This is a genomic window from Acrocarpospora pleiomorpha (genome assembly GCF_009687885.1).
Taxonomy (GTDB): Bacteria; Actinomycetota; Actinomycetes; order Streptosporangiales; family Streptosporangiaceae; genus Acrocarpospora; species Acrocarpospora pleiomorpha.
Genome location: NZ_BLAF01000033.1, coordinates 88,425 through 110,493, shown reverse-complemented (window position 1 = coordinate 110,493; position 22,069 = coordinate 88,425). Strand labels below are relative to the sequence as shown.

Below are 22,069 nucleotides of genomic sequence, written 5' to 3'. Positions count from 1 at the left end.
AACACGCCAAAGAGTATGAGAATTCGGCGTTGTCAGCCTTTTACAGGTTGGTTTGTGGTGAGCGGTATTCGATGTCTCGTGCCTTTTGTACGAATTCGGCCGCGGATTGCGCTTCGACGGAGACGAACGCGCCTCCCGCTCGGCGGGACATCCCCCAGTACCGGTTGGTGGACTCCCCCCACCAGATCGTCCAGCCCGGGAAGCGGCGGGAGAGAGCGCGGACCGTGGTCGCGGGATCGGGCGGCGGGACCGACCCGTTCGTGATCGCTTGCTCGGTTAGGGTCACCTCAGCAGCCAAGCACGATCGGTCCGTAATGGCGAGCATACGTAGAGTAACCAAGTGGGGTAGCTCTTACACCCGGTGGGGTGTGATTTCTCCCCCGCGCCCCTGACCTGCGGCGCTGTCGGGTGGTATCGAGCCCTGTCAGGTGAGGAGGTTCGCCAGGACGGCGCCGTCCAGGCCCGGGATGGTCAGCCCGTCCGCGCCGGTCATCGTCTCGGCGGCGACCAGCACGTTGACGATCGCCTCCTCGGTGGCCTCGATCACCGCGTAGAAGAGCGGATCGATGTGCTCGTCGGCGAGCACGGTCACCTGGTAGGTCCTGGGCGGATCGGCGTCCAGCGCGTTGGCGGGCAGGTTGCGGTTGCCGGTGGCGAAGCAGAGGAAGCCGTCGCCGCTGGAGTTCTCCCCGGCTCCGCCGGTTCTGGCCACGCCGAGCCCGGCCCGCTGGGCGAGCCGCCGGCACTGGTGCGGCAGCAGCGGCGCGTCGGTGGCCACGATCCCGATGATGGATCCAGCCCCCTCGTACGGCGCGGGCGACTCCGGCAGCCACCGCCCGACGTTGACCCCGTTTACGGTGAGCCGCTCCCGACTCCCGTGGTTGGCCTGGACGAGCACGCCGACGGTGTACCCGTCCACGACCCGGGACGCGGTCCCGATGCCGCCCTTGAAGCCGTGGCAGATCATCCCGGTACCCCCGCCTACCGAGCCCTCCTCGACGGGCCCGCCGGAGGCACCCGCGTACGCCTCCTGCACATGCGCCGCGGTCACATGCTGGCCGTCGATGTCGTTGAGCGACCCGTCCCACGTCTCCCCGACGACCGGCAGCGACCAGGACACCGACCCCTTGCGCAGCGCGCCGACCTCGATCTCGACGAGCGCGTCCCGGACCACGCCGACCGAACCGGTGTTGGTCAGCCCGATAGGCGAGCCGAGAATGCCGTACTCCCGCAGGAACGCCATGCCGGTGATCTCGCCGTTGCCGTTGAGCCAGTGCAGCCCGGCGTACACGGGCTCGTCGAAGGCCGAGCCCTCGTGCGGGAGGACCACGGTGACACCGGTGCGGATCGGCCCTGAGCCGACCACGCGGGGGCCGTCACCGCTGATCAGCGTGGTGTGCCCGACCCGCACGCCCGGCACGTCCGTGATCGCGTTGTGCGGCCCGGGCGTGCCGGAGCCGACGATGACGCCGTGGTCGCGTGCCCTCACCGGGCTTCTCTCCGGAACGACTCCAGGGCGAGCAGCGCGACGTGCAGCGAGAGGCAGGATTCGACGTCGTCGAGGTCGGTGTCCAGGATGCGCTCCAGGCGGCGCAGCCGGTCGTAGAAGGCGGGCCTGGACAGGTGCGCCCGCTGGGCCGCGACGGCCTTGTTGCGGCCGGAGTCGAGGTAGATGCCGAGGATGCGGGTGAGGTCGCCGTTGCGCTGCGCGTCGTGCGCGAGCAGCGGGCTCAGCTCCCGCTCGGCGAAGGTCTGCAGCCGCGCGTCGTCCCTGAGCAGGTGCAGCAGCCCGCGCAGCCGCAGGTCGGGCAGGCGGTAGTAGGGCCGCCCGTCCGGCTGCCTGACGGCCACGTCGGCGACCTGCTCGGCTTCCAGGAAGCTGCGCCGCACGTCCCGGACGGACTCCACGATCGACCCGGCGGCCAGCACGAAGGGGTTGGGGAACCCGGCGCGCAGGCGGTCGGCGAGGGCGGCCAGCGCGGCTTCGGCGGCGGTGCGGGGCGGGAGCGGCAGCAGCACCCCGACGCGGGCCTGGTCGAGGGCGCCGACCAGGGCGGGGAGGCGGGCGTCGCGGCAGGCGGAGGCGGTGGCCTCGGCCAGGTCGCCGAGGCGGACCTGCTCGTCGAGCGCGGTCTCGCCTTCGGCGATGGGCCGCAGCACGACGCTGATCAGCTTGCGGCCGGTGAGCGGCACGCCGACCGCGCGAGCGCGTGCCGCGGCCTCGTCGGGATCGGCGTACGCGTGGGTGAGGATCCCGGTGATGATCGTCCCGTGGGCCTGGCGTTCCAGTGATTCCTGGTGGCGTTCGAGCAGGCGGCCGAGGGCGAGCGTGGTGGCCGCGCGCTCGGCCAGCACGATGTCGCGCGGGCTGGGCGGCCCGTCGCAGAGCAGGATCAGCCGCCCCCAGTCCTGCCCGCGCGCCCCGACGGTGGTGACCAGCCACCCGGAAGTCCCGTCGTACGCCGTGCGGCCCTCGGTGGCGACGGCCCGGGAGCGTGATTCCCAGCTGGCCAGGAGCGCGCCCGTGTCCTGCCCGGCGGACTCGCAGGCGAGGACCTGGTGGGCCAGGTTCTCCAGCAGGGCCGGCCGCCCGGAGAAGCGGGTCACCTGGCCGAGCACGTCGGCGGGGGAGGCGCCTTCGACGGAGAGCTCGGTGAAGACCTCGTGCAGCTGTTCGGATGCGCGCAGTTCCTGGAGCTGGATGTCGATGATGCGGGCGTGCACGGATTCGGTGATCTGGACGAACGGGGTTTCCCTGGCGAGCGTCACCAGCGGCAGCCCGTGGTCCTCCGCGGCCCGGACCACGGCTCCGGGCAGTTCCTTGACGAATCTGCGGCCGAGTTCGACGACCAGGCCAGACGCGCCGACCGCGGCGAGGTCGGCGACGTATTCTGCGAGTTTGTCGGGCTCCGACGGCAAGGCCACGCCGGTGGTCAGCACCAGTTCGCCACCCCTGAGCAGGTGGGCGATGTCGCTGATTTCCCCTACATGCACCCAGCGAACCCGGGTGTCGAGCCGATCGGCGCCCGCAACGACGCGCGGGTTACCGCGCCGGACGGCATCAAGCGAGAGCACGTCCGCGACCGTGGGGAGCATGCAGCGAGGCTACCGGATCAGGGTGTAAGTATGAGACATCAATCCCTGACACTATGCAGGGTTTGTCGGAATCGTTCCTGGTCCAGGGCGAGCACGAGTGAGGTCGTGCCGGGCCCGAGGTCCATCGTGCCGACGCTGTCGACGGTCACGCCGACGTTCGCGCGGCCGGTGGCGATGGCCGGATCGAGCATGATCGCGGCGGCGATGGCGTCCCAGGCGGGGAGTTCCGGGCTGCGGGCGAAGAAGTGCCCCAGCGCGGGGCTGGCGTCCGCCTTGGGGAGGGGAAAGTCGACATCCATAGAAACGACCGTCTTGTGTGGGAATGGGGTGTTGGCGGCGATCTGGGCGGCCTTCGGGTCGAACCACCAGTTGAACTCCTGCTCGCCGCCCGGGTAGACGACGTGTTCAACCAGCGAGACCATGTCGGGGTGGGTTTGTACCGCTTTCGCCAGGTTCGTTGCCGGGCCAATGGCGAGAATTGTTACCTCGCCGGGATATTTGGCGACCTGTTCGGCGATGAAGTCCGCCGCCGGGCCGCGGCGCGGGTTCGTGCGCCGGTATTCGACCGCCCCCGAATAACCACTCCGCCGCCGCCGATTCCGGCACGCTGCGGCTGCTGGGGCGCGATCCGGCGGCCGAGCGCCTGTTTTGCTGGAGCGGTTTCCCACCGTTTTCGAGCTGGCGTTGGGGCCGCTGTGCGTGCTGGGGGCGGGGCTGCTCGGGGTCGCGTCGGCGCGCTGGCTGCCGTGGGGCCTCCAGACCACCGGCTGGGCGATGGCTCACCTGCGCTGGTCGGTGGTGCTCTCCGTGGCGCTGGCCGGGCTGGCCTGGGCCTCACGGGATCCCGCCTGGCGCAGGCGTTCGGCGAGACCGTCGAGCATGGCCACCAGGCCGTAGTCGAAACCGATCTTCCTGGCGAGCGCCGGGTCGTAGTCGCGGGCGTGGTAACTCTGGTAACGCGCGTGCAGCGCCGGATGTTCGGCCGCGACCCTGTCGATCACCGGCCCGAGCGCCTCCACCTGCTCCCCCTCGGTGGAGTCCGTCCTGATGGCCGCGCTACGCCAGGAGGCTTCCGGCAGGGTCGCCCCCAGCGTGTACGACAAGACGGCCGCCACCGCGAAGTCGACGTCCATGCCCCTGAACCCGCCCCGATCGAACGCGTCCACCAGCATGGCCGAACAGCGCAGCGCCTGCGGCCCCAGGCTGGGCACCACGCCGATCAGCGAGGCCAGCCAGAGATGGTGCAAGATCGCCCCACGCAGGCCATAGGAGAAATCGCTGGCCGTCTCCCGCCAGGATCGCCCCGGGTGCAGCACCACATCCGCATACGCGCCGTCCATGGCGAGTTCGAGGAGTTCGTCCTTATTCGCCACGTGCCAGTAGACGCTCGTGGCCCCCGAGCCCAGCTTCGCGCCCAGCTTGCGCATGCTCAGCGCGTCGAGCCCTTCGGCGTCGAGCAGTTCCATGGCGGCCTTGACGATCTGGTCCCGGGTGAGCCCGCGCTCGCGCTGACCACGCGGTTCCCGCATCCAGACCGAGGTGAACTTCTTGGGTGCCACCACCCCACGATATTCTCTCGCACACTGTACGAGAACTGTCGTACAGTGTGCGAGTGACCTCGAACACTGTACGAGATCCCCGTCGTTGGTGGATTCTCCTCGTTCTCTGCCTCACCGTGCTCGTCCTCGTCGTGGACAGCACGGTGCTCAACCTGGCGATCCCCGCGCTCATGCGCGACCTGGGCGCCACCCCCGCCGACATCCAGTGGATCCTGGACTCCTACGTCCTGGTCTTCGCCGGTCTGGTGCTCACCGTCGGCTCCCTCTCCGACCGGTACGGCAGACGCCGCGCCCTCATCATCGGCCTGATCATCTTCGGCCTGGCCTCCGGGCTGGCCACGCTGGCGACCGAACCCTGGCAGCTGATCGCCGCCCGCGCGCTGATGGGCGTCGGCGGCTCGGTGCTGATGCCGTCCACGTTGTCGATCCTGATCACCGTCTTCGACGAGGACGAACGCCGCAAGGCCATCGCCGCGTGGAGCTCGGTGGCCATGATCGGTGTGATCGCCGGGCCCACGCTGGGCGGGGTGCTGCTGCAGCACTTCTACTGGGGTTCGGTCTTCCTGATGAACGTGCCGATCGCGATCGTGGCCGTCATCGCCGCCGTGACGCTGATGCCGGAGACGTACGGGTCGAGCCGGGGCCTGGACCCGGTCGGCGTGGTGCTCTCGATCATCGGGATGAGCTCCCTCGTCTGGGCGGTCATCACATTCCCCGCGGACGGCTGGAACCTCGGCCTGGTCGCGGCGGCCGTGCTCGGGCTGGGCGGCTTCGTGCTGTGGGAGCGCAGGACCGAGCACCCGATGTTGCCGCTGGGGCTGTTCAAGGACCGGGCGTTCAGTGGCGCCTGCGCGTCGATCGTGCTGCTGGCCTTCGGCTCGGGGGCGCTGATGCTGGCGCTCACGCAGTATCTGCAGTTCGTGCTCGGGTACGAGCCGTTGCAGGCCGGGATCGCGCTGCTGCCGTACGTGGTGGCGGCGATGATCTTCAACGGGGTCGGCGCGGGGCTGGGCAAGAAGGTCAGCAACCGGACGCTCATCACCCTGGGCCTGGCCGTCATCGCGGGCGCGTTCGGGCTGCTGTCCACGCTGGACAGCTCCGATGGGTACCTGCTGCTGGTGGTCAGCCTGATCGTGATGGGTGTGGGCGGTGGCCTGGCCGGTCCGGCGGCGTACACGGCGCTGATGGGCGCGGTGCCGCCGGAGCACGCGGGCGTCGGGTCCGCGCTCAACGACACCGTGCAGCAGGTCGGCATCGCATTGTCGATCGCCATTCTCGGCAGCGTGCTGTCCGGCGCGTACACCTCCTCGATGCCGGAGTCGGCTCCGGACGCCGCCCGCGCGTCGGTGAACGCGGCCCTGGACAGCGGCGACCCGGTGCTGGTCGACGCGGGCAAGGAGGCGTTCCTGTCGGCGATGTCGGTGGGATCGCTGGTCGGCCTCGGCTTCGCGATCGCCGCCGCGATCGTCGCGCTGGCTGTCCTTCCCCGTCAACGTGTAACGGAAGTTTCGCCTATCCCGACACATTGATTGGTGGGAGGGGCCAGGGCCAGCCGGGATACTCGGAGGTATGTCGGACCTTCTTGCTCGCCATCGTGCGGTGATGCCCAACTGGCTCGCCCTGTACTACCAGGACCCCATCGAGATCGTCAGCGGCAAAGGAAACCGCGTCGTCGACGCCACCGGGAAGAGCTACCTCGACTTCTTCGCGGGCATCCTGACGAACATGATCGGGTACGACGTGGCCGAGGTCAGGGAGGCGGTGGAGCGGCAGCTGGCCACCGGCGTCGTGCACACCTCCACGGTCTACCTTCTCCGCGGGCAGATCGAGCTCGCGGAGAAGATCGCCCGGCTGTCCGGCATCCCGGACGCCAAGGTGTTCTTCACCAACTCCGGCACCGAGGCCAACGAGACCGCCCTGCTGCTGGCCACCTACGCCCGCAAGTCCGACCAGGTCCTGGCGATGCGGCAGAGCTACCACGGCCGCTCGTTCGGCGCCATCTCCGTGACGTCCAACCGGAGCTGGAAGAACAACTCGCTCTCCCCGCTCAACGTGCACTTCCTGCACGGCGCGGACCGGCACCTGACCCAGTTCAAGGGGCTGTCGGACGCCGGCTACATCGCCGCCTGCGTGGACGACCTGCGGCACGTGCTCGCCACCGCGGTCGCGGGCGACGTGGCCGCGCTGATCGCCGAGCCGATCCAGGGGGTGGGCGGGTTCACGATGGCCCCCGACGGGTTGTTCGCCGCCTACCAGGAGGTGCTCGCCGCCGAGGGCATCCTGTTCATCTCCGATGAGGTGCAGACCGGCTGGGGCCGCACCGGATCGGCATTTTTCGGGATTCAGAATCACGGGGTCACGCCGGACATGATGACCTTCGCCAAGGGTCTCGGCAACGGATTCGCGGTCGGCGGCGTCGTGGCGCGCGGCGATCTGATGGACGCGCCGCACGCGGTCGGTCTGGCCACTTTTGGCGGCAACCCGATCGCGATGGCCGCCGCCAACGCCACCCTCGACTTCGTGCTCAGCCACGACCTGCAGGCCAACGCGGCCAGGACCGGCGCGATCATCCTGGACGGCCTGCGCGCGGCGGCTCCCCGCTTCCCGATCGTCGGCGACGTCCGCGGCAAGGGCCTCATGTTCGCCATCGAACTCGTCGACCCCGAGACCGGCGCGCCCGCGCCCGCTCTGGCCGCCCGCTACATGGAGGAGACCAGAAGCCTCGGCCTGCTGGCCGGCAAGGGCGGCCTGTACGGCCACGCCATGCGGATGGCCCCGCCGCTCACCCTCACCGAGGACGAGGCCCGCGAAGGCCTCGCCATCCTGGTGACCGCCCTGGAGAACATCTCGTGAAGCATGTGACCCACTGGATCGACGGCGCACCCGCAGGCACCCCTGAGCGCACCGCTCCGATCTTCAATCCGGCCACCGGCGCGGAGACCGGCCGGGTGTTCCTGGCCGACGTCGCCCAGGTGGACGAGGCCGTCGCCGCCGCCGCCCGGGCCTTTCCCGCCTGGCGGGACGCCTCCCTGGTCAAGCGCGCCCAGGTCCTGTTCCGGTTCCGCGAGCTCCTGGCGGCGCACAAGGACGAGATCGCGGCGCTGATCAGCGCCGAGCACGGCAAGGTGCACTCCGACGCGCTAGGCGAGGTCTCCCGCGGCCAGGAGGTGGTGGAGTTCGCCTGTGGCATCCCGCACCTGCTCAAGGGCGGCTTCTCGGAGAACGTCTCCACCAACGTGGACTCCTTCAGCATCCGCCAGCCGCTCGGCGTGGTGGCCGGGATCACCCCGTTCAACTTCCCCGCCATGGTGCCGATGTGGATGTTCCCGGTCGCGCTGGCCTGCGGCAACACCTTCGTGCTGAAACCGTCGGAGAAGGACCCTTCGGCGTCCCTGCTGATCGCCGACCTGTGGCGGCGGGCGGGCCTGCCCGACGGCGTCTTCAACGTCGTGCAGGGCGACAAGGTCGCCGTCGACCGGCTGCTCTCCCACCCGGACGTCAAGGCGGTCAGCTTCGTCGGCTCCACCCCCATCGCCCGGTACGTCTACGAGACCGGCACCGCCCACGGCAAACGAGTCCAAGCTCTGGGCGGCGCGAAGAACCACATGCTCGTCCTCCCCGACGCCGACCTGGACCTGGTCGCCGACTCGGCCGTCTCCGCCGGATTCGGCTCCGCCGGCGAACGCTGCATGGCCATCTCGGTCGTGCTCGCCGTGGACCCCATCGGGGACCAGCTGGTCGAGAAGATCGCCGAGCGCACCCGGGCCATCAGGATCGGCCCCGGCGACGACCCCGCCTCCGAGATGGGCGCCCTGGTCACCCGCGAGCACCGCGACAAGGTCGCCTCCTACCTGGACCTCGGCGAGGGCAAGCTCGTCGTGGACGGCCGCGAGAACCTGCCGGACGGGGACGGGTTCTGGCTCGGCCCGACCGTGCTCGACCACGTCCCGGCGAACTCCCGGGTGCACCGCGAGGAGATCTTCGGGCCGGTGCTGTCGATCGTCCGGGTCTCCTCCTATGAGGAGGGCCTGAACCTCATCAACACCGGCGAGTACGGCAACGGCACCGCCATCTTCACCAACGACGGCGGCGCCGCCCGGCGCTTCCAGAACGAGGTCGAGGTCGGCATGGTCGGCGTCAACGTGCCGATCCCGGTTCCGATGGCTTTCTACAGCTTCGGCGGCTGGAAGGCATCCCTGTTCGGCGACACCCACGTGCACGGCGTCGAAGGCGTGCACTTCTACACCCGGGGAAAGGTCATCACCTCCCGCTGGCTCGACCCGTCCCACGGCGGGGTCAACCTGGGCTTCCCGACAAACCGCTGAAAGGCCATCACGTCCGGCAGGTTGGACCTCGCATGGCGGGGTCAACCTGGCCTTCCCGACAACCGCCGAGCAGGTCGACGCTTTGGCCGACCAGTAGGTCTAGTCCTGGGCTCATAGTCCTGGTTCGGGAGCCGGGGAGTGGCCGGCTCCTCGGGGGAGGACGAGGAGCACCACGGCGACGGTGATCGCCATCAGGCCCGCCCCCACCAGGAACGCGGCGCTTGAGCCCTGGACCGGGGTCGCCTGGGCGGCGGCCACCGTGGCGAGGGCCGCGAGGCCGAGAGAGCCGCCGACCGTGCGGGCGGCGGTGAGGAGGCCGGAGACCAGGCCGGAGTCGGAGCGGTCGATTCCGGCTGTGCCGACGAGAGTGATGGGCGTCAACGACACGCCCTGGCCCGCGCACATCAGGAGGCCTGGGATCAGGATGCCGGTGACGTAGCCGTCGGCCATCTGGGCCTGCCAGACCATGCCCGCCAGGCCGACCAGTGCCCCGGCGACGATCAGCGTGCGGTTTCCCATGCGGCGTAAGAACCAGGGAGCGGCGCGGGAGGCGGCGATCAGCGTCAGGGCGTGGGGGAGGAAGCCGACGCCGGCCTGCAGGGGGGTGTAGTCCAGCTCGTTCTGCATGTGCAGGGACAGGAAGTACCACATCGACAGGAAGATCGCGCCCGTCAGGAACATGGCCAGGCTGCTTCCGGCCACCAGGCGGTTCCGGAGCAGGCCGAGCGGCACCAGCGGCTGGGTCGCTCGCGACTGCACCAGCAGGAAGGCCGCCAGGCTCAGCACGCCCGCCCCCAGCGGCACGAGCACCGCAGCCGACACCCAGCCGTGCTCGTGCGTCTGCACCGTGCCGTATGCCAGCGCGGTGAGCCCGGCGGTGACCAGGATCGTGCCGAGCACGTCCAGGCGCCGCTCCCGCCCGTAGTGCGAGCGGGTGATCACGATCAGCGCGGTGGTCACCAGCGCGATGCCGATCGGGACGTTGATCAGCAGGATCCAGCGCCAGGAGAGGTACTCGGTGAGCAGGCCGCCCAGCGTGCCTCCGGCAGCGCCGCCCGCCGCGCCGACGGCGGTCCAGCTGGCGATCGCCTTCGTCTGGCGCGGGCCTTTGGCGAACGTGGTCGTCAGGATGGTCAGCGTGGTCGGGGCGAGGACGGCCGCGCCCAGACCCTGGACGGCCCTGGCGACGATCAGCTGGGTGGGCGTGGTGGCGATCCCGCCCAGCAGGCTGGCCAGCGTGAACAGGGACGCGCCCACGACGAAGACGCGCCGCTCCCCGTAGATGTCGGAGGCCCGGCCGCCGAGCAGCAGCAGACCGGCGAAGGCCAGCACGTAGGCGTTGACGACCCACTGCAGGCCGGTGGGCGTGAGGTTCAGCTCGGTAGCCATGGCGGGAAGCGCCACATTCACAATCGATACGTCCAGAACCCCCACGAACTGCCCCATACAGGCCAGCACGAGGACGGCCATCGCCTTGCGGCCGGGAGAGCCGGGCTCCGGGTCGTGGGCGAGCGAGGGCGGGGGGAGCTGGGCGGTCATGCCCATGACTGTACGCAGGGCCTCCGACAATCCGCCGCTCGGTTTCTGGGCCCCGGTGTGCCGAGTAGGCTCGGGGCGTCTAGCTCAGGGGAGGGGAGCCGTGCCGATCGCGCGCCCGATGGTCGTCGCGGCGGCCGTCGCGTCAGTACTGCTCACCGTGGGCTGCGGCCATGCGGCAGGCTCAACGATGTCGGCCTCGACGGGAGGCTCGGCGTTGCCGGGCTCCGGGGCGGTGAAGCCGGCGTTGCCGGGCGCGGCGGTGGGCGGCTCCGCGGAAGGCGCGGGGGAGAGCGCATCGCCCAGCAAATCGCCCAAAGCCGCCAGCCCTTCGCACACCTCAAGCCCCAGTCCAAGCCCGAGTCCCAGTCCCGCCGGCACCGGTGAAGGCGCGCTCGTCGTGCTCGCGCCGCGCGGTCACGTGGAGTGGGGCGGCACCGATCCGCAGGTCAACTGGGTCGGCGGGTTCGAGGCGGCCAGCGGTTGCAAGGTCAACTACCTGCCGTTCGCCTACGACCCGGCCGTCGACCAGAGCGAGACCCTCGATCCTGACGCGTTCGACGTGATCGCGGGCCCGCCCGACCTGGCCGGGCGTCTGGTCGCCGAGCAGCGGGTGGCGGAGATCGACACCGATCGGGTGGAGGGCTACCAGGACATCCCCAAACGGCTGCGTGAGGCGGCGGGCGGGCACGGCGTGCCGTACCTGTGGGAGAAGAATGTCCTGCTTTATGACAGCAGCAAGGTGCGGCCGCGGGAAGCCGAGGCGATGTACGCGGACGCGGGTCCGGTGTTCGTCAGGGACACGCCGTTGAGCATCGCGGACGCGGCGCTCCGGCAGGGGGTCGAGCATCCGTTCGCGTTGACCGCCGAGCAGCTCGACGCTGCGGTGGGGCTGCTGGAGAAGGAGGCGGAGCGCGTGTACTGGCGGGATCCGCTGCAGGTGGTCACCGGGTTCGCGGCGGGGTCGGCGCGGTTCGGGCAGGGCACGCCGTACCTGCTGGATGTGCTGGATCGGGCCGGGAGGCCGGTCAGGGCGGTCGCGGAGGCGCGGGTCACCGGGCAGGTGGATTCGTGGCAGGTGTCGGCGGAGGCGGCGCACCCGGAATGCGCCTACCAGTGGCTGAGCTGGGTGACCTCGGCGGAGGTCCAGCGTAAGGCGGTCGCGTGGACCGGCATGGCGCCGGCCAACGCCGAGGTGTGCGAGGCGGCGCCCAAGGATGTGGAACCCGCGGTGCGAGAACGGGCCGAGCGCGTCTGCGGCCTCTACGGGGTCGGCACGTCGCGGGCGTTCAAAGGGGTTTCCTTTGCCGATTACCCGGCAAAGGATTGCCCGGGCCGGGACGGGGAATGCACTGACTACGCGCAGTGGGTCGACCGCTGGAAGCAGCTGGTGGACTAGCCGCGCGATTCTCAGGACCGCGAGCGCGCCCGTCCCCCGCGGGGAGGCGCTTGCCAACAGGGGCGTTTCGAGTGCTCCCCCCGACCTCGGAACGCCCCGCGGCATGTCTGGCCGCATCCCCGGCTACGGATTTCGTTGATTGAACGACCAGTCGAAACTGGTTCCTTTATTGAATGGTCAGTCAGTCAACTGATACCGTCTCCCGCATGCGTATCCTGCTTGTCGGCGCAGGTGGTGTGGGTTCCGCCGTGGTGCCCATCGCCGCTCGCCGTGACTTCTTCGAGCACATCGTCGTCGCCGATTACGAGAAAGACCGGGCGGCCGCCGTGGTCGACAGGGCGGGAGACCCGCGGTTCAGCGCGATCGCGCTCGACGCCTCGGACACCGACGCGGTGGCGGCCGCGCTGCGCGACCATCGCTGCGATGTGCTCTTCAACGCCGTCGACCCGCGCTTCGACATGCCGCTGTTCCGGGCCGCCCTGAACGCGGGGGCGCACTACCTGGACATGGCCATGTCCCTTTCGGTGAAACACCCCGCCAGGCCGTACGAGCTGCCCGGGGTGAAGCTCGGGGACGAGCAGTTCGCGCTGGCCGACCAGTGGCGGGCCAGGGACCGGCTGGCGCTGGTCGGGATGGGCGTGGAGCCCGGCCTGGCCGACGTGTTCGCCCGGTACGCTGCCGATCACCTGTTCCAGAGCATCGACGAGATCGGCATCCGCGACGGCGGGAACCTCACCGTCGACGGGTACGACTTCGCCCCCACGTTCTCGATCTGGACCACCATCGAGGAGTGCCTCAACCCGCCCATCGTCTGGGAGGACGGCGACTGGCACACCACCGAGCCGTTCAGCGAGCCCGAGGTCTTCGACTTCCCCGCCGGCATCGGCCCGGTGGAGTGCGTGAACGTCGAGCACGAGGAGGTGCTGCTGGTCCCGCGCTGGGTGGACGCCAAGCGCGTCACCTTCAAGTACGGCCTCGGCAACGAGTTCATCGAGGTGCTCAAGACGCTGCGCAAGCTCGGCCTGGACTCGGCCGACACGCTCACCGTGAAGGGCGTCCAAGTCTCGCCGCGCGACGTGGTGGCGGCCAGCCTGCCCGACCCGTCCACGCTGGGTTCCAGGATGACGGGCAAGACCTGCGCGGGAACCTGGGTGAAGGGCGTCGGCAAGGACGGCGCGCCGCGCGAGGTGTACCTGTACCACGTGGTCGACAACGCCTGGTCGATGCGGGAGTACGGCTGCCAGGCCGTCGTCTGGCAGACGGCCGTGCATCCGGTGGTCGCGCTGGAACTGGTGGCGACCGGCGTCTGGCGCGGCACCGGGGTGCTGGGTCCTGAGGCGTTCGACTCGGTGCCGTTCCTGGAGCTGCTCACCGCGTACGGGTCGCCGTGGGGCATGCGCGACCAGTAGGCCTCAGGAGAACGCGCGCAGGTGGCGCGGGTTGGGGACCGTGCCCTCGTGCGGCGGCAGCAGCGCTTCGGCGCAGTCGTCGCAGGCGTGCACGGGCGCGGAGTCAGGCAGCCGGCCCACCAGCACGCGCGGCCGGGGCCACTTCTTGTGGCAGACCACGCAGGCGTCGCCGTCACGTTGAACCGCGGTCAGGCCGACGGGGTCGAAGGTCAACATGATGATCCGCCCGCTTTCCGGTCCATTCGGCCATCCCTTCGGTCGATACCGGAACCGTTATAACGCGGTTACCGCGCGTGATCGACTAGCGTGATGTCAAGGGGCGGTTAAATGACGGGAACGCGGAATAACAAAAGGGGCACCCGACCGCAAGCCGGGTGCCCTCGTGCTGATTCTCAGAGTGCGGAGACCGCCTTTTCGAGGATGGTGAGCCCTTCCTCAAGCAGGTGCTCGGGCATCACCAGCGGCGGGAGGAAACGCAACACATTCCCATAAGTCCCCGCGGTCAGCACGACCAGGCCTTCCGCGTGGCACCGCTTGGCGATCTCGGCGGCGGCGGTCGGGTGCGGCTCCTTGGTGCCGGGCACGACCAGCTCGATCGCGGTCATCGCCCCCCGTCCCCGGACATCGCCGATGATCGCGAACCGCTCCTGGAGCCCTCGCAGCCGGGGCAGCATGAGCTCGCCGATCCTGGCGGCCTTCGCGACCAGCCCGTCCGCCTCGATCGTCTCCAGCACGCCGAGGGCCGCTTCGCAGGCCAGCGGGTTGCCGCCGTAGGTGCCGCCGAGCCCGCCCACGTGCACCGCGTCCAGCAGCTCGGCGCGCCCGGTCACCGCCGCCAGCGGCAGCCCGCCGGCGATGCCCTTCGCCGTCGTGATGATGTCCGGGACGATCCCCTCGTCCTCGCAGGCGAACATCGCACCCGTACGGGCGAAGCCGGTCTGCACCTCATCCGCGATGAACACGATCCCGTTGGCCTTGCAGAACTCCAGGATCCTGGGCAGGAACCCGCGCGCCGGGACGATGAACCCGCCCTCGCCCGCGATCGGCTCGATCACCACGGCGGCCACGTTCGCCGCGCCCACCTGCTTGCTGATCATGTCGATGGCCTGCGCGGCCGCCTCCTCCGCGCAGTTCTCCGGCCCGGTCGGCCACCGGAACGGGTACGCCAGCGGCACCCGGTACACCTCCGGCGCGAACGGCCCGAACCCCTGCTTGTACGGCATGTTCTTGGCGGTCAGCGTCATCGTCAGCAGCGTGCGCCCGTGATACCCGTGATCGAACACGACCACCGCCTGCCGCCCGGTGGCGCTCCTGGCCACCTTGACCGCGTTCTCCACGGCCTCCGCGCCGCTGTTCACCAGGAACGTGCGCTTCTCGTGGTCCCCGGGCGTGAGCGCGTTGAGCTTCTCGCAGACGTCCACATACGACTCGTACGGCGTGACCATGAAGCACGTATGGGTGAATTCGCCCACCTGCCTCCGGACCCGATCCACCACCCGCGGCGCCGCGTTGCCGACACTGGTCACCGCGATGCCGGAACCGAAGTCGATCAGCGAGTTGCCGTCCGCGTCCACCACGACACCGCCGCCCGCCTGGGTCACGAAGACCGGCAGGGTGGTGCCGATGCCCGGCGGCACGGCGGCCCGCTTGCGCGCGAACAGCTCGCGGGAACGCGGCCCGGGGATCTCGGTGACGAGGCGGCGCTCCTGCGCGAGTCCAGGGCCGCCCTCAGCTGTGGTGCTCATGCTTTCGACGGTACGACTCCCGCTCCCGCCTGCCGATGCTCCGCCATGGAACAATTGACGCACCCGGCTTGGCCGGATTGCACAACACCGGAGGTATGGGGCCGTGGCGCCTAGTTTGCGCAGGGTGGTGGCGCTGGACGCGCTGCGCTTGCGGCTGCTGGCGGGTGGGGGCGCGCTGGACCGGCCGGTGCGCTGGGTCGCGGTCAGCGAGCTGGAGGACCCGACGCCGTTCCTCGAGGGCGACGAGCTCGTGCTGACCACGGGCATGCGGCTGACGTCGGACGACGCCAAGCTCTACGTGTCGCGGCTGGTCACGCGGGGGGTGGCCGGGCTCGGGTTCGGAGTCGGGCTGACGCATGACGAAGTGCCCGCCGGGTTCGTGGGGGCGGCCGAGGAGGCCGGGCTGCCGCTGGTGGAGGTGCCCCGCGCCACGCCGTTCATCGCCGTCGGCAAGGCGGTCAGCGACCTGCTCGCGGCCGAGCGGTACGAGGAGATCCGCGGCGCTTTCGCCGCGCAGGGACGGCTGACCAGGGCGGCGCTCCAGCCGGAGGGCATGGACGCGGTCGTCGACCGCCTGGCCCGCGAGATCGGCGGCTGGGTCCTGCTCCTCGACGAAGCAGGAAATATCCGGCATGCGGCGGGGGAGCCCGGCGGGACGAAGGCCCCGGACAGGGCCGCGGAACTGGCCGCGAAAAGGGCTGCCGCGCTGGCGCCCGAGGTCGCCCGGCTGCGCGCCGCCGGAGCGCCGTCGAGCCTCGCCCTCGCCGCCCCCGACGAGCACGTGGTCGTCCAGCCCCTCGGCCGGCGCGGCTCCTTCGCCGTCGGCTCGGCCCGGCCGTTCTCCGCCATCGGGCACACCATCATCAACGCCGCCGCCTCCCTGCTGACCCTCGGCCTGGAACAGGGGAGCGGTCCAAAGGAGGGCGGCCGTCGCGTCCGCGCCGCCGTCCTGCGCCTGCTGCTCGCGGGCGAAGTCCAGGGCGCGACCGAGACAGTCGCCGAACTCGGCGCGGAACTTCCGTCCGGCCCGCTGGTCGTGCTCGCCTGCGACACCCCCGACCCCGACGCGCTGGTCGCCTGCCTGCCCTGCTTCACCGCGCCTTACGGCGAGATCACGATCGCCCTGGCCCCGGCCGCCGAAGCCGAGGACCTGATCGCCCTCGCCGCCGCCCGCGGCCGGGTCGGCGCGAGCAACCCCGTCGGCGACCCCAGAGGCGCCGACCTGAGCACCGCCATCGACCAGGCCGAACAGGCGCTGGTCACGGCCCATCCCGTGGCCAGGTTCGCGGAGCTGGCCGGGCAGGGGCTGCTGTCGCTGGTCGACCCGGAGGCCGCCCGCGCCTTCGCCGCCGCCCTGCTCGCCCCCCTGCACGCGTACGGCTCCCGCGCCGACCTGGTCACCTCGCTGCACGCGTACCTGTCCAGCAACGGCCACTGGGACGCGGCGGCGCAACGCCTCGGCGTGCACCGCCACACGCTGCGCTACCGGATGCGCCGGGTCGGCGAGCTGCTGGGCCGGGACCTGGACGACCCGGCCACCCGCGCCGAACTCTGGATCGCCCTGACGTTCAACCCCGGCGGATGAGGTAGTGGCTGATCGTCGCGGACGTGACAGCGTCGTAGGTGCTGCTGTCGGACAGGTGCCCGGCACGTTCCAGACTGATGGCGCCCTGCGCCGCCGCCCACAGCGCGTCCGCCACTTTGCGGGGCTGCGTCGGCGTCAGATACCCGGCCGAGATGCAGTCCGCGATCACCCGGTCGATGATGTTCAGCGCCGCCCTGGCCAGCGTCCTGGCCCGCTCGCTGGGGACGAATCCCGGGATCGCCCGCTCGAACATGAGGCTGTAGTAGCCGGGCTCGGCCAGCGCCGCCTCCCGGTAGATCGGCTGCAGCGCGACCAGATACTCGTACGGATCCGGCCGGGGCGTGACAGCCGCCAGCCGCCGCCGGAACCGCTCGAAGCCCTCCAGGTAGAGCGCCTCGGCGAGGCCTTCCTTGCTGCCGAACATGGTGTAGATCACGGTCGTCGCGCAGCCCGCCTCGGCGGCGATCCGCCGGACGGTGAGGCTCTCCGGTCCCGACGCCATCAGCAGCTCGCTGGCCACGTCGAGTAGCCGGGTGCGAAGCTCGTCGTATCCGCTGCGCTGGCCGAGGGCGTAGGCACCTTGAAGACCGAGCGGCGCCGGGGTACCCATGAGCCACGAGCCCTTCTCGTCGAGTGGGTCCTGGTGTGGACCCGCGTCTTGACTTAACCACGCCACGAACCCTTCAAACCGTCTCGCAACGGAAAACATCCTGAAATTGCTGCGCATCCGTGACATCAATCTGAAACATGGGAAGTTGTCCAGCGTGGCGGGGTTTGGACAGGAGATTGTGCGGCCCGGAGTAAGGAGCGTCCGGGCGGATAGGCATAGCGTGAATGTATGACCATCTCGCCGGGAAACCCCATTCGTCCCTTCTGGCTGGCCGGCCGTCCCGCGACCGGCGAGACCGAGCTGACCGTCACCAATTCGCATGACGGGCGGGTGGTGGGGGTGCATGCCGTACCCACGCCGGATCAGGTGGAGGAGGCGGTGGCCGCGGCGCACGCGGTGCGCGCGCAGGCGGCGGCGCTGCCGCTGCACGTGCGGGCCGAGGCGCTGGCGCACGTGTCGCGGCGGATCGCGGAGCGGGCCGACGAGATCGCCCGCGTGATCAGCGGCGAGAACGGCAAGCCGATCTTCTGGGCGCGTGGCGAGGTCGGCCGGGCTGTGGCCACCTTCCGGTTCGCCGCCGAGGAGACCCGCAGGTTCAGCGGGGACGTGCAGCGGCTCGACACCGAACCGGCCGCGCAGGGCCGCCTGGCCTATGTCACGCGCGTGCCATACGGCCCGGTGCTGGCGATCACGCCGTTCAACTTCCCGCTCAACCTGGTCGCGCACAAGGTCGCCCCGGCCATCGCGGTCGGCGCGCCGGTCATCGTGAAGCCCGCGCCCGCGACCCCGCTCTCGGCCCTGCTGCTGGGCGAGATCCTGGCCGAGACCGACCTGCCGGAGGGCATGTTCTCGATCCTGCCGGTGCCCAACGACCGGGCCGGGTCGCTGGTGGAGGACCCGCGCCTGCCCGTCGTCTCGTTCACCGGCTCCGGGCCGGTCGGGTACGCGATCATCGACCGGGTGCCGCGCAAGCATGTCACGCTCGAACTCGGCGGCAACGCGGCCGCGGTCGTGCTGGCCGACGCCGACCTGGACTGGGCGGCCGGGCGGGTGGCGCTGTTCTCCAACTACCAGGCCGGGCAGAGCTGCATCGCCGTGCAGCGCGTGATCGTCGAGGACACGGTCGCCGACGCGTTCACCGACAAGCTGGTCGCCGCCGTCGGCGGGCTGGTCACCGGTGACCCCGACGACGAGAAGACCCAGGTGGGGCCGCTGGTCTCGGTGCAGGCCGCCGAGCGGGTGGAAGCCTGGGTGGCCGAGGCCACCGGCGCGGGCGCCAAGGTGCTCGCGGGCGGCACCAGGGACGGCGCCACCGTCGCCCCCACCGTGCTGGCCGACGTGCCGGCCGGCGCCAAGGTCATCGCGGAGGAGGTCTTCGGCCCGGTCCTGGTGATCCAGCGGGTGTCCGGCGTGGACGAGGCCTTCGCCACCGTCAACGACTCCCGCTACGGCCTGCAGGCCGGGGTGTTCACTCGCAGCCTCGACACCGCCTTCCGGGCCAACCGGGAGCTGGAGGTGGGCGGAGTGATCATCGGCGACGTGCCGTCGTACCGGGCCGACCAGATGCCGTACGGCGGGGTGAAGGAATCCGGCATCGGGCGCGAGGGTCTGCGCTCGGCCATGGCGGATTTGACTTATGAAAAGGTCATGGTCATCACAGGACTATCCCTCTGATCCGTGATGTTAACCAGGGTGTGCGATCCTGGTCAGATGACCCCGAAACGGGACGATGTGGTAGACCTGCTCGTCCACACCCCTGGACTCTGGGTCGACGACGACGATGACGACGACCCGGTTCTGGTCCGGGCGGACGGGCGACCGGTCGACACCTGGCGCGAGCACTATCCCTACGACGAGCGCATGAACCGCCCCCGGTACGAGCGTGACAAGCGCCTGCTCCAGATCGAGCTGCTGAAGCTCCAGTACTGGATCAAGAGCTCCGGGGCGCGGGTCATGATCCTGTTCGAGGGGCGGGACGCGGCCGGCAAGGGCGGCACCATCAAACGGTTCATGGAGCACCTCAACCCGCGTGGCGCCACCGTGGTCGCGCTGGAGAAGCCCAGCGAGCGCGAGAGCACCCAGTGGTACTTCCAGCGCTACACCGAACACCTCCCGGCCGCCGGGGAGATCGTGCTCTTCGACCGCTCCTGGTACAACCGGGCCGGGGTCGAGCGGGTGATGGGCTTCTGCACCCAGGCCGAGTACGAGGAGTTCATGTTCCAGGCGCCGCTGTTCGAGCGCATGCTGGTCAGGGACGGCATCGCACTGATCAAGTTCTGGTTCTCGGTGTCCCGCTCCGAGCAGCGCACCCGCTTCATCATCCGGCAGGTCGATCCGGTCCGCCGCTGGAAGCTCTCCCCGATGGACATCGCCTCCCTGGACCGCTGGGACGACTACACCGCGGCCAAGGAGGACGTGTTCCTCAACACCAGTACGGACATCGCGCCGTGGACGGTGATCAAGAGCAACGACAAGAAGCGCGCCAGGCTAGAGGCGATGCGCCACGTGCTGTCCCTGTTCGACTATGACGACAAGGACAAGCAGGTCGTCGGCACGCCGGACCCGCAGATCGTCCGCACCGCCGCAGAGAGCATGGAAGAAGACCACAACGGCCACGCCTACGAGCTGTAGCTGTGTTTATGGCCGCGCCTCCGGCACGGCGGGCTCGTCCGAGCCCTATGCCCGTTCCGCCGTCTGGTGCAGGGTCTTGATCGCGCTGCCGAAATACGGGCCGTACATGGTGCCCCGGTCGTTGCTGTACTTGAAGCTGCTCACCGAGGTCACGGTGCCCTTCCCGGTGGCCTGGTCGAAACCGGACAGCCACGGGCCGCCGCTGGCCCCCGCCGTGAGGTCGCAGCGCAGCCCCTGGTCGTAGGTCTGCTCGTTCGGGTCGGGTTTGGTGCCGCCCGCGCAGTACATCAGGCTCTGCCCGTTGTACGGCGGATCCGCCGGAAACCCGAAGCCGTAGGCGTGCCTGCCGCGCGGCGCGTTGAACCCGATCTCCTGGGCGCCCACCACGTCCGCCAGGTGCCGCCCGCCCCGGGTCGCCACCGCCACGATGCCGACGTCGTAGCTGTCGTCGGCGCTGCGCGACCAGGGCCCGGCCACGAACATCCGCCGCGCGGGAAACGACCCGTAAGGCTCCCGCCCGGCGTCGTAACCCGGGACGAACATCCAGTTCGCCGCCCACGACCCGGTGCCGTCCTTGACGCAGTGCCCGGCGGTGACCACCAGGTCCCTGTTCGCGCTCCGCACCGACCCGGCCGAGCAGACGAAGTCCACGCCGTCCATGGTCAGGAACACCCGCCCGGTGGTCCTGGCCACCGCGCCCCCGGCGCTCCACCGCGCCCCGCTGGTGGCCGCCCCGCCCCGCTGGTGTCGCGCGGTGGGGGCCACCTGGCTGAGCACCGGCAGCAGATCGATCGGCAGCGCGGCGGCCATGCGCTCCGCGGTCCAGTAGCGGACGGGAGCCACGGCCGCCGTGTGCTCGATCACGTCGGGCAGCTTGGCCGGTCCGGACGGCCCGAACAGGGCGAGCGAAACGGCAAGCAGGGGGATGCTCGGGGTCATGGCATCCGAGTTTGGACCACGAAACGTGTTCCAGTGGCTACTTTAGGTAAATCATGTGAGAGAGGTGCGCTGCGCGGCGTTGTAGAGGGCCTGCGCCTCGCCCCCGAAGTAGGGCCCGAACATCCAGTAGTTCGCGAAGTTGTACTTGAAGCTGTTCACCGAGTTGAGCAGCCCGAGCCCGGTGCTCTCATTGAAGTTGATGAACCAGGGCCCGCCGCTGGACCCGCCGGTCATGTCACAGTTGAGCCCGACATCTTCCGACATCAGGAAGTCGTCGAAGGCCCGCCCGCTGCAGTAGATCAACCTCGACCCGTTGTACGGCGAAGCCGCCGGATACCCGAAGGCGTACATCTGCCGCCCCCGGCTCTGGTTGAACGCGATGCCCTGCCCGCCGACCGCCTCGGTGAGCAGCCGCCCGTCGAGGGGGGCGACCACGGCGGCGCCCAGGTCGAAGTTCATGTCCTCGCGGGAGTTCCACTGCGGGGTGGTGAGCAGGCTGGTGGCCACCCAGGTGCCGTGCGGGCGGTTGCCCTGGTCGTAGCCGGGCACGAAGACCCAGTTGCTGTGGAACGAGCCGCCGATCTTCACGCAGTGCCCGGCGGTGATCACCACGCTCCGGTTGGCGCTGGTCACGGCGTTGCCGGAGCAGGAGGCGTTGCGGCCGGCGCTGGAGCCCGAGGTGACGGTGAAGAAGATCCGGCCGACCGTGTCGGTGATCGCGCCCTCCGAGGTCCACGGCTCGCCGTCGCTGCGCGGGGAGGCGGCCGTGGTCTCCGCCGCCGTGAGGGTCAGCGTGGGCTTGATGCTGATGGGCTTGCCGTCGGGCACGTCTAACAGGGCGGAGCTGACGAACCGGCTGGCGGACTCGGCGGGCGCGTCCAGCGGCTTGGCCGCCGCCATCCGGGCTGCGGTCCAGTAGTTGGCCACCGAGCGCTGCTCCGTCTTGGTGTCGGCGGCGTCGTAGGTGATCGGCTTGGGCGCGGCCGTAGCGCTGTGGGCGGGGGCGGGTAGCAGCGCAACGGCGAGGGCGGGCAGGGTGAGAAGAGGAGCCAGGCGGGCGAAGTGGCGACGCGCCGAGCGGTGCATTGCGTACCTCCGTGATGGATGTCCTGACGCGCGAAATTAGCGAGCGTTGTAGCGCTATTTCTCTTCGTATGCAGATACGGATATGGCGGGACTCGGACACAGATGAACTGATTTCTCCCAGACCTCAGTGCTTATGGCCGATCCTCCGG

Annotated in this window: 19 protein-coding genes; 8 read left to right on the top strand and 11 right to left on the bottom strand. The window is 70.1% G+C overall.

What is annotated here, in order from left to right:
- Positions 1-40: 40 nt before the first annotated feature.
- The 5 genes from Aple_RS27920 to Aple_RS27900 all read right to left on the bottom strand — a co-directional run bounded on the left by Aple_RS27920 (position 41) and on the right by Aple_RS27900 (position 4,655).
- On the bottom strand, positions 41-286 hold the full coding sequence (locus Aple_RS27920) for a hypothetical protein (RefSeq protein WP_155347687.1): 246 nt from the start codon (positions 284-286) through the stop codon (positions 41-43).
- 138 nt (positions 287-424) lie between these two features.
- Positions 425-1,489, bottom strand: coding sequence for a DmpA family aminopeptidase (locus tag Aple_RS27915; protein ID WP_155347686.1), 1,065 nt, complete (start codon positions 1,487-1,489; stop codon positions 425-427).
- A complete protein-coding gene (locus tag Aple_RS27910) occupies positions 1,486-3,096 on the bottom strand; it encodes a PucR family transcriptional regulator (RefSeq protein WP_155347685.1) in 1,611 nt (536 codons plus the stop codon). Before Aple_RS27910 ends, Aple_RS27915 begins: the two co-directional genes overlap by 4 nt.
- 38 nt (positions 3,097-3,134) lie before the next feature.
- Positions 3,135-3,764: a nucleoside hydrolase gene (locus Aple_RS27905; protein ID WP_246264826.1), complete on the bottom strand. Its 630-nt coding sequence runs from the start codon at positions 3,762-3,764 to the stop codon at positions 3,135-3,137.
- 111 nt (positions 3,765-3,875) lie between these two features.
- Positions 3,876-4,655, bottom strand: coding sequence for a TetR family transcriptional regulator (locus Aple_RS27900; RefSeq protein ID WP_218038529.1), 780 nt, complete (start codon positions 4,653-4,655; stop codon positions 3,876-3,878).
- A 53-nt stretch (positions 4,656-4,708) separates the two neighbouring features.
- Between Aple_RS27900 and Aple_RS27895 the strand changes: the two genes are divergently transcribed.
- From Aple_RS27895 to Aple_RS27885, 3 genes are read left to right on the top strand one after another with little or no spacing between them, the layout of a single operon-like run.
- Complete coding sequence (locus Aple_RS27895; RefSeq protein WP_155347683.1) at positions 4,709-6,184, top strand: MFS transporter; 1,476 nt, start codon at positions 4,709-4,711, stop codon at positions 6,182-6,184.
- 40 nt (positions 6,185-6,224) lie between these two features.
- Positions 6,225-7,508, top strand: coding sequence for an aspartate aminotransferase family protein (locus Aple_RS27890; RefSeq protein WP_155347682.1), 1,284 nt, complete (start codon positions 6,225-6,227; stop codon positions 7,506-7,508).
- On the top strand, positions 7,505-8,980 hold the full coding sequence (locus Aple_RS27885; protein ID WP_155347681.1) for a CoA-acylating methylmalonate-semialdehyde dehydrogenase: 1,476 nt from the start codon (positions 7,505-7,507) through the stop codon (positions 8,978-8,980). Before Aple_RS27890 ends, Aple_RS27885 begins: the two co-directional genes overlap by 4 nt.
- Before the next feature lie 111 nt (positions 8,981-9,091).
- Here the strand turns inward: Aple_RS27885 and Aple_RS27880 are convergent, their stop codons facing one another.
- A complete protein-coding gene (locus Aple_RS27880) occupies positions 9,092-10,519 on the bottom strand; it encodes an MFS transporter (RefSeq protein WP_246264824.1) in 1,428 nt (475 codons plus the stop codon).
- A gap of 100 nt (positions 10,520-10,619) precedes the next feature.
- Between Aple_RS27880 and Aple_RS27875 the strand changes: the two genes are divergently transcribed.
- Positions 10,620-11,915, top strand: coding sequence for an extracellular solute-binding protein (locus Aple_RS27875; RefSeq protein WP_155347679.1), 1,296 nt, complete (start codon positions 10,620-10,622; stop codon positions 11,913-11,915).
- 206 nt (positions 11,916-12,121) lie between these two features.
- The gene (locus Aple_RS27870; protein WP_155347678.1) at positions 12,122-13,324 is read left to right on the top strand and encodes a saccharopine dehydrogenase family protein; all 1,203 of its coding nucleotides are present in this window, start codon (positions 12,122-12,124) and stop codon (positions 13,322-13,324) included.
- Between the two features lie 3 nt (positions 13,325-13,327).
- On the opposite strand, the gene Aple_RS27865 is transcribed toward Aple_RS27870, so the two are convergent.
- Together Aple_RS27865 and gabT are read right to left on the bottom strand one after the other, a co-directional pair.
- Positions 13,328-13,540, bottom strand: coding sequence for a hypothetical protein (locus tag Aple_RS27865; protein WP_155347677.1), 213 nt, complete (start codon positions 13,538-13,540; stop codon positions 13,328-13,330).
- Between the two features lie 176 nt (positions 13,541-13,716).
- Positions 13,717-15,069, bottom strand: coding sequence for a 4-aminobutyrate--2-oxoglutarate transaminase (gene gabT / locus Aple_RS27860; RefSeq protein WP_155347676.1), 1,353 nt, complete (start codon positions 15,067-15,069; stop codon positions 13,717-13,719).
- A 103-nt stretch (positions 15,070-15,172) separates the two neighbouring features.
- Between gabT and Aple_RS27855 the strand changes: the two genes are divergently transcribed.
- On the top strand, positions 15,173-16,654 hold the full coding sequence (locus Aple_RS27855; RefSeq protein ID WP_155347675.1) for a PucR family transcriptional regulator: 1,482 nt from the start codon (positions 15,173-15,175) through the stop codon (positions 16,652-16,654).
- Here Aple_RS27855 and Aple_RS27850 read toward each other — a convergent pair.
- Complete coding sequence (locus Aple_RS27850) at positions 16,638-17,264, bottom strand: TetR/AcrR family transcriptional regulator (protein ID WP_155347674.1); 627 nt, start codon at positions 17,262-17,264, stop codon at positions 16,638-16,640. The two genes, Aple_RS27855 and Aple_RS27850, sit on opposite strands and share 17 nt — an antisense overlap.
- A gap of 228 nt (positions 17,265-17,492) precedes the next feature.
- On the opposite strand from Aple_RS27850, the gene Aple_RS27845 reads away from it, so the two are divergent.
- Together Aple_RS27845 and ppk2 are read left to right on the top strand one after the other, a co-directional pair.
- Entirely contained in the window at positions 17,493-18,938 is a 1,446-nt protein-coding gene (locus Aple_RS27845) for an aldehyde dehydrogenase family protein (protein WP_155347673.1), read from the top strand.
- Positions 18,939-18,974: 36 nt separating this feature from the next.
- On the top strand, positions 18,975-19,895 hold the full coding sequence (gene ppk2 / locus Aple_RS27840; RefSeq protein ID WP_155347672.1) for a polyphosphate kinase 2: 921 nt from the start codon (positions 18,975-18,977) through the stop codon (positions 19,893-19,895).
- A gap of 45 nt (positions 19,896-19,940) precedes the next feature.
- On the opposite strand, the gene Aple_RS27835 is transcribed toward ppk2, so the two are convergent.
- Both Aple_RS27835 and Aple_RS27830 read right to left on the bottom strand, forming a co-directional pair.
- Positions 19,941-20,834: a trypsin-like serine peptidase gene (locus Aple_RS27835; RefSeq protein ID WP_218038533.1), complete on the bottom strand. Its 894-nt coding sequence runs from the start codon at positions 20,832-20,834 to the stop codon at positions 19,941-19,943.
- A gap of 51 nt (positions 20,835-20,885) precedes the next feature.
- A complete protein-coding gene (locus tag Aple_RS27830; protein WP_155347671.1) occupies positions 20,886-21,920 on the bottom strand; it encodes a trypsin-like serine peptidase in 1,035 nt (344 codons plus the stop codon).
- Positions 21,921-22,069 lie beyond the last annotated feature (149 nt).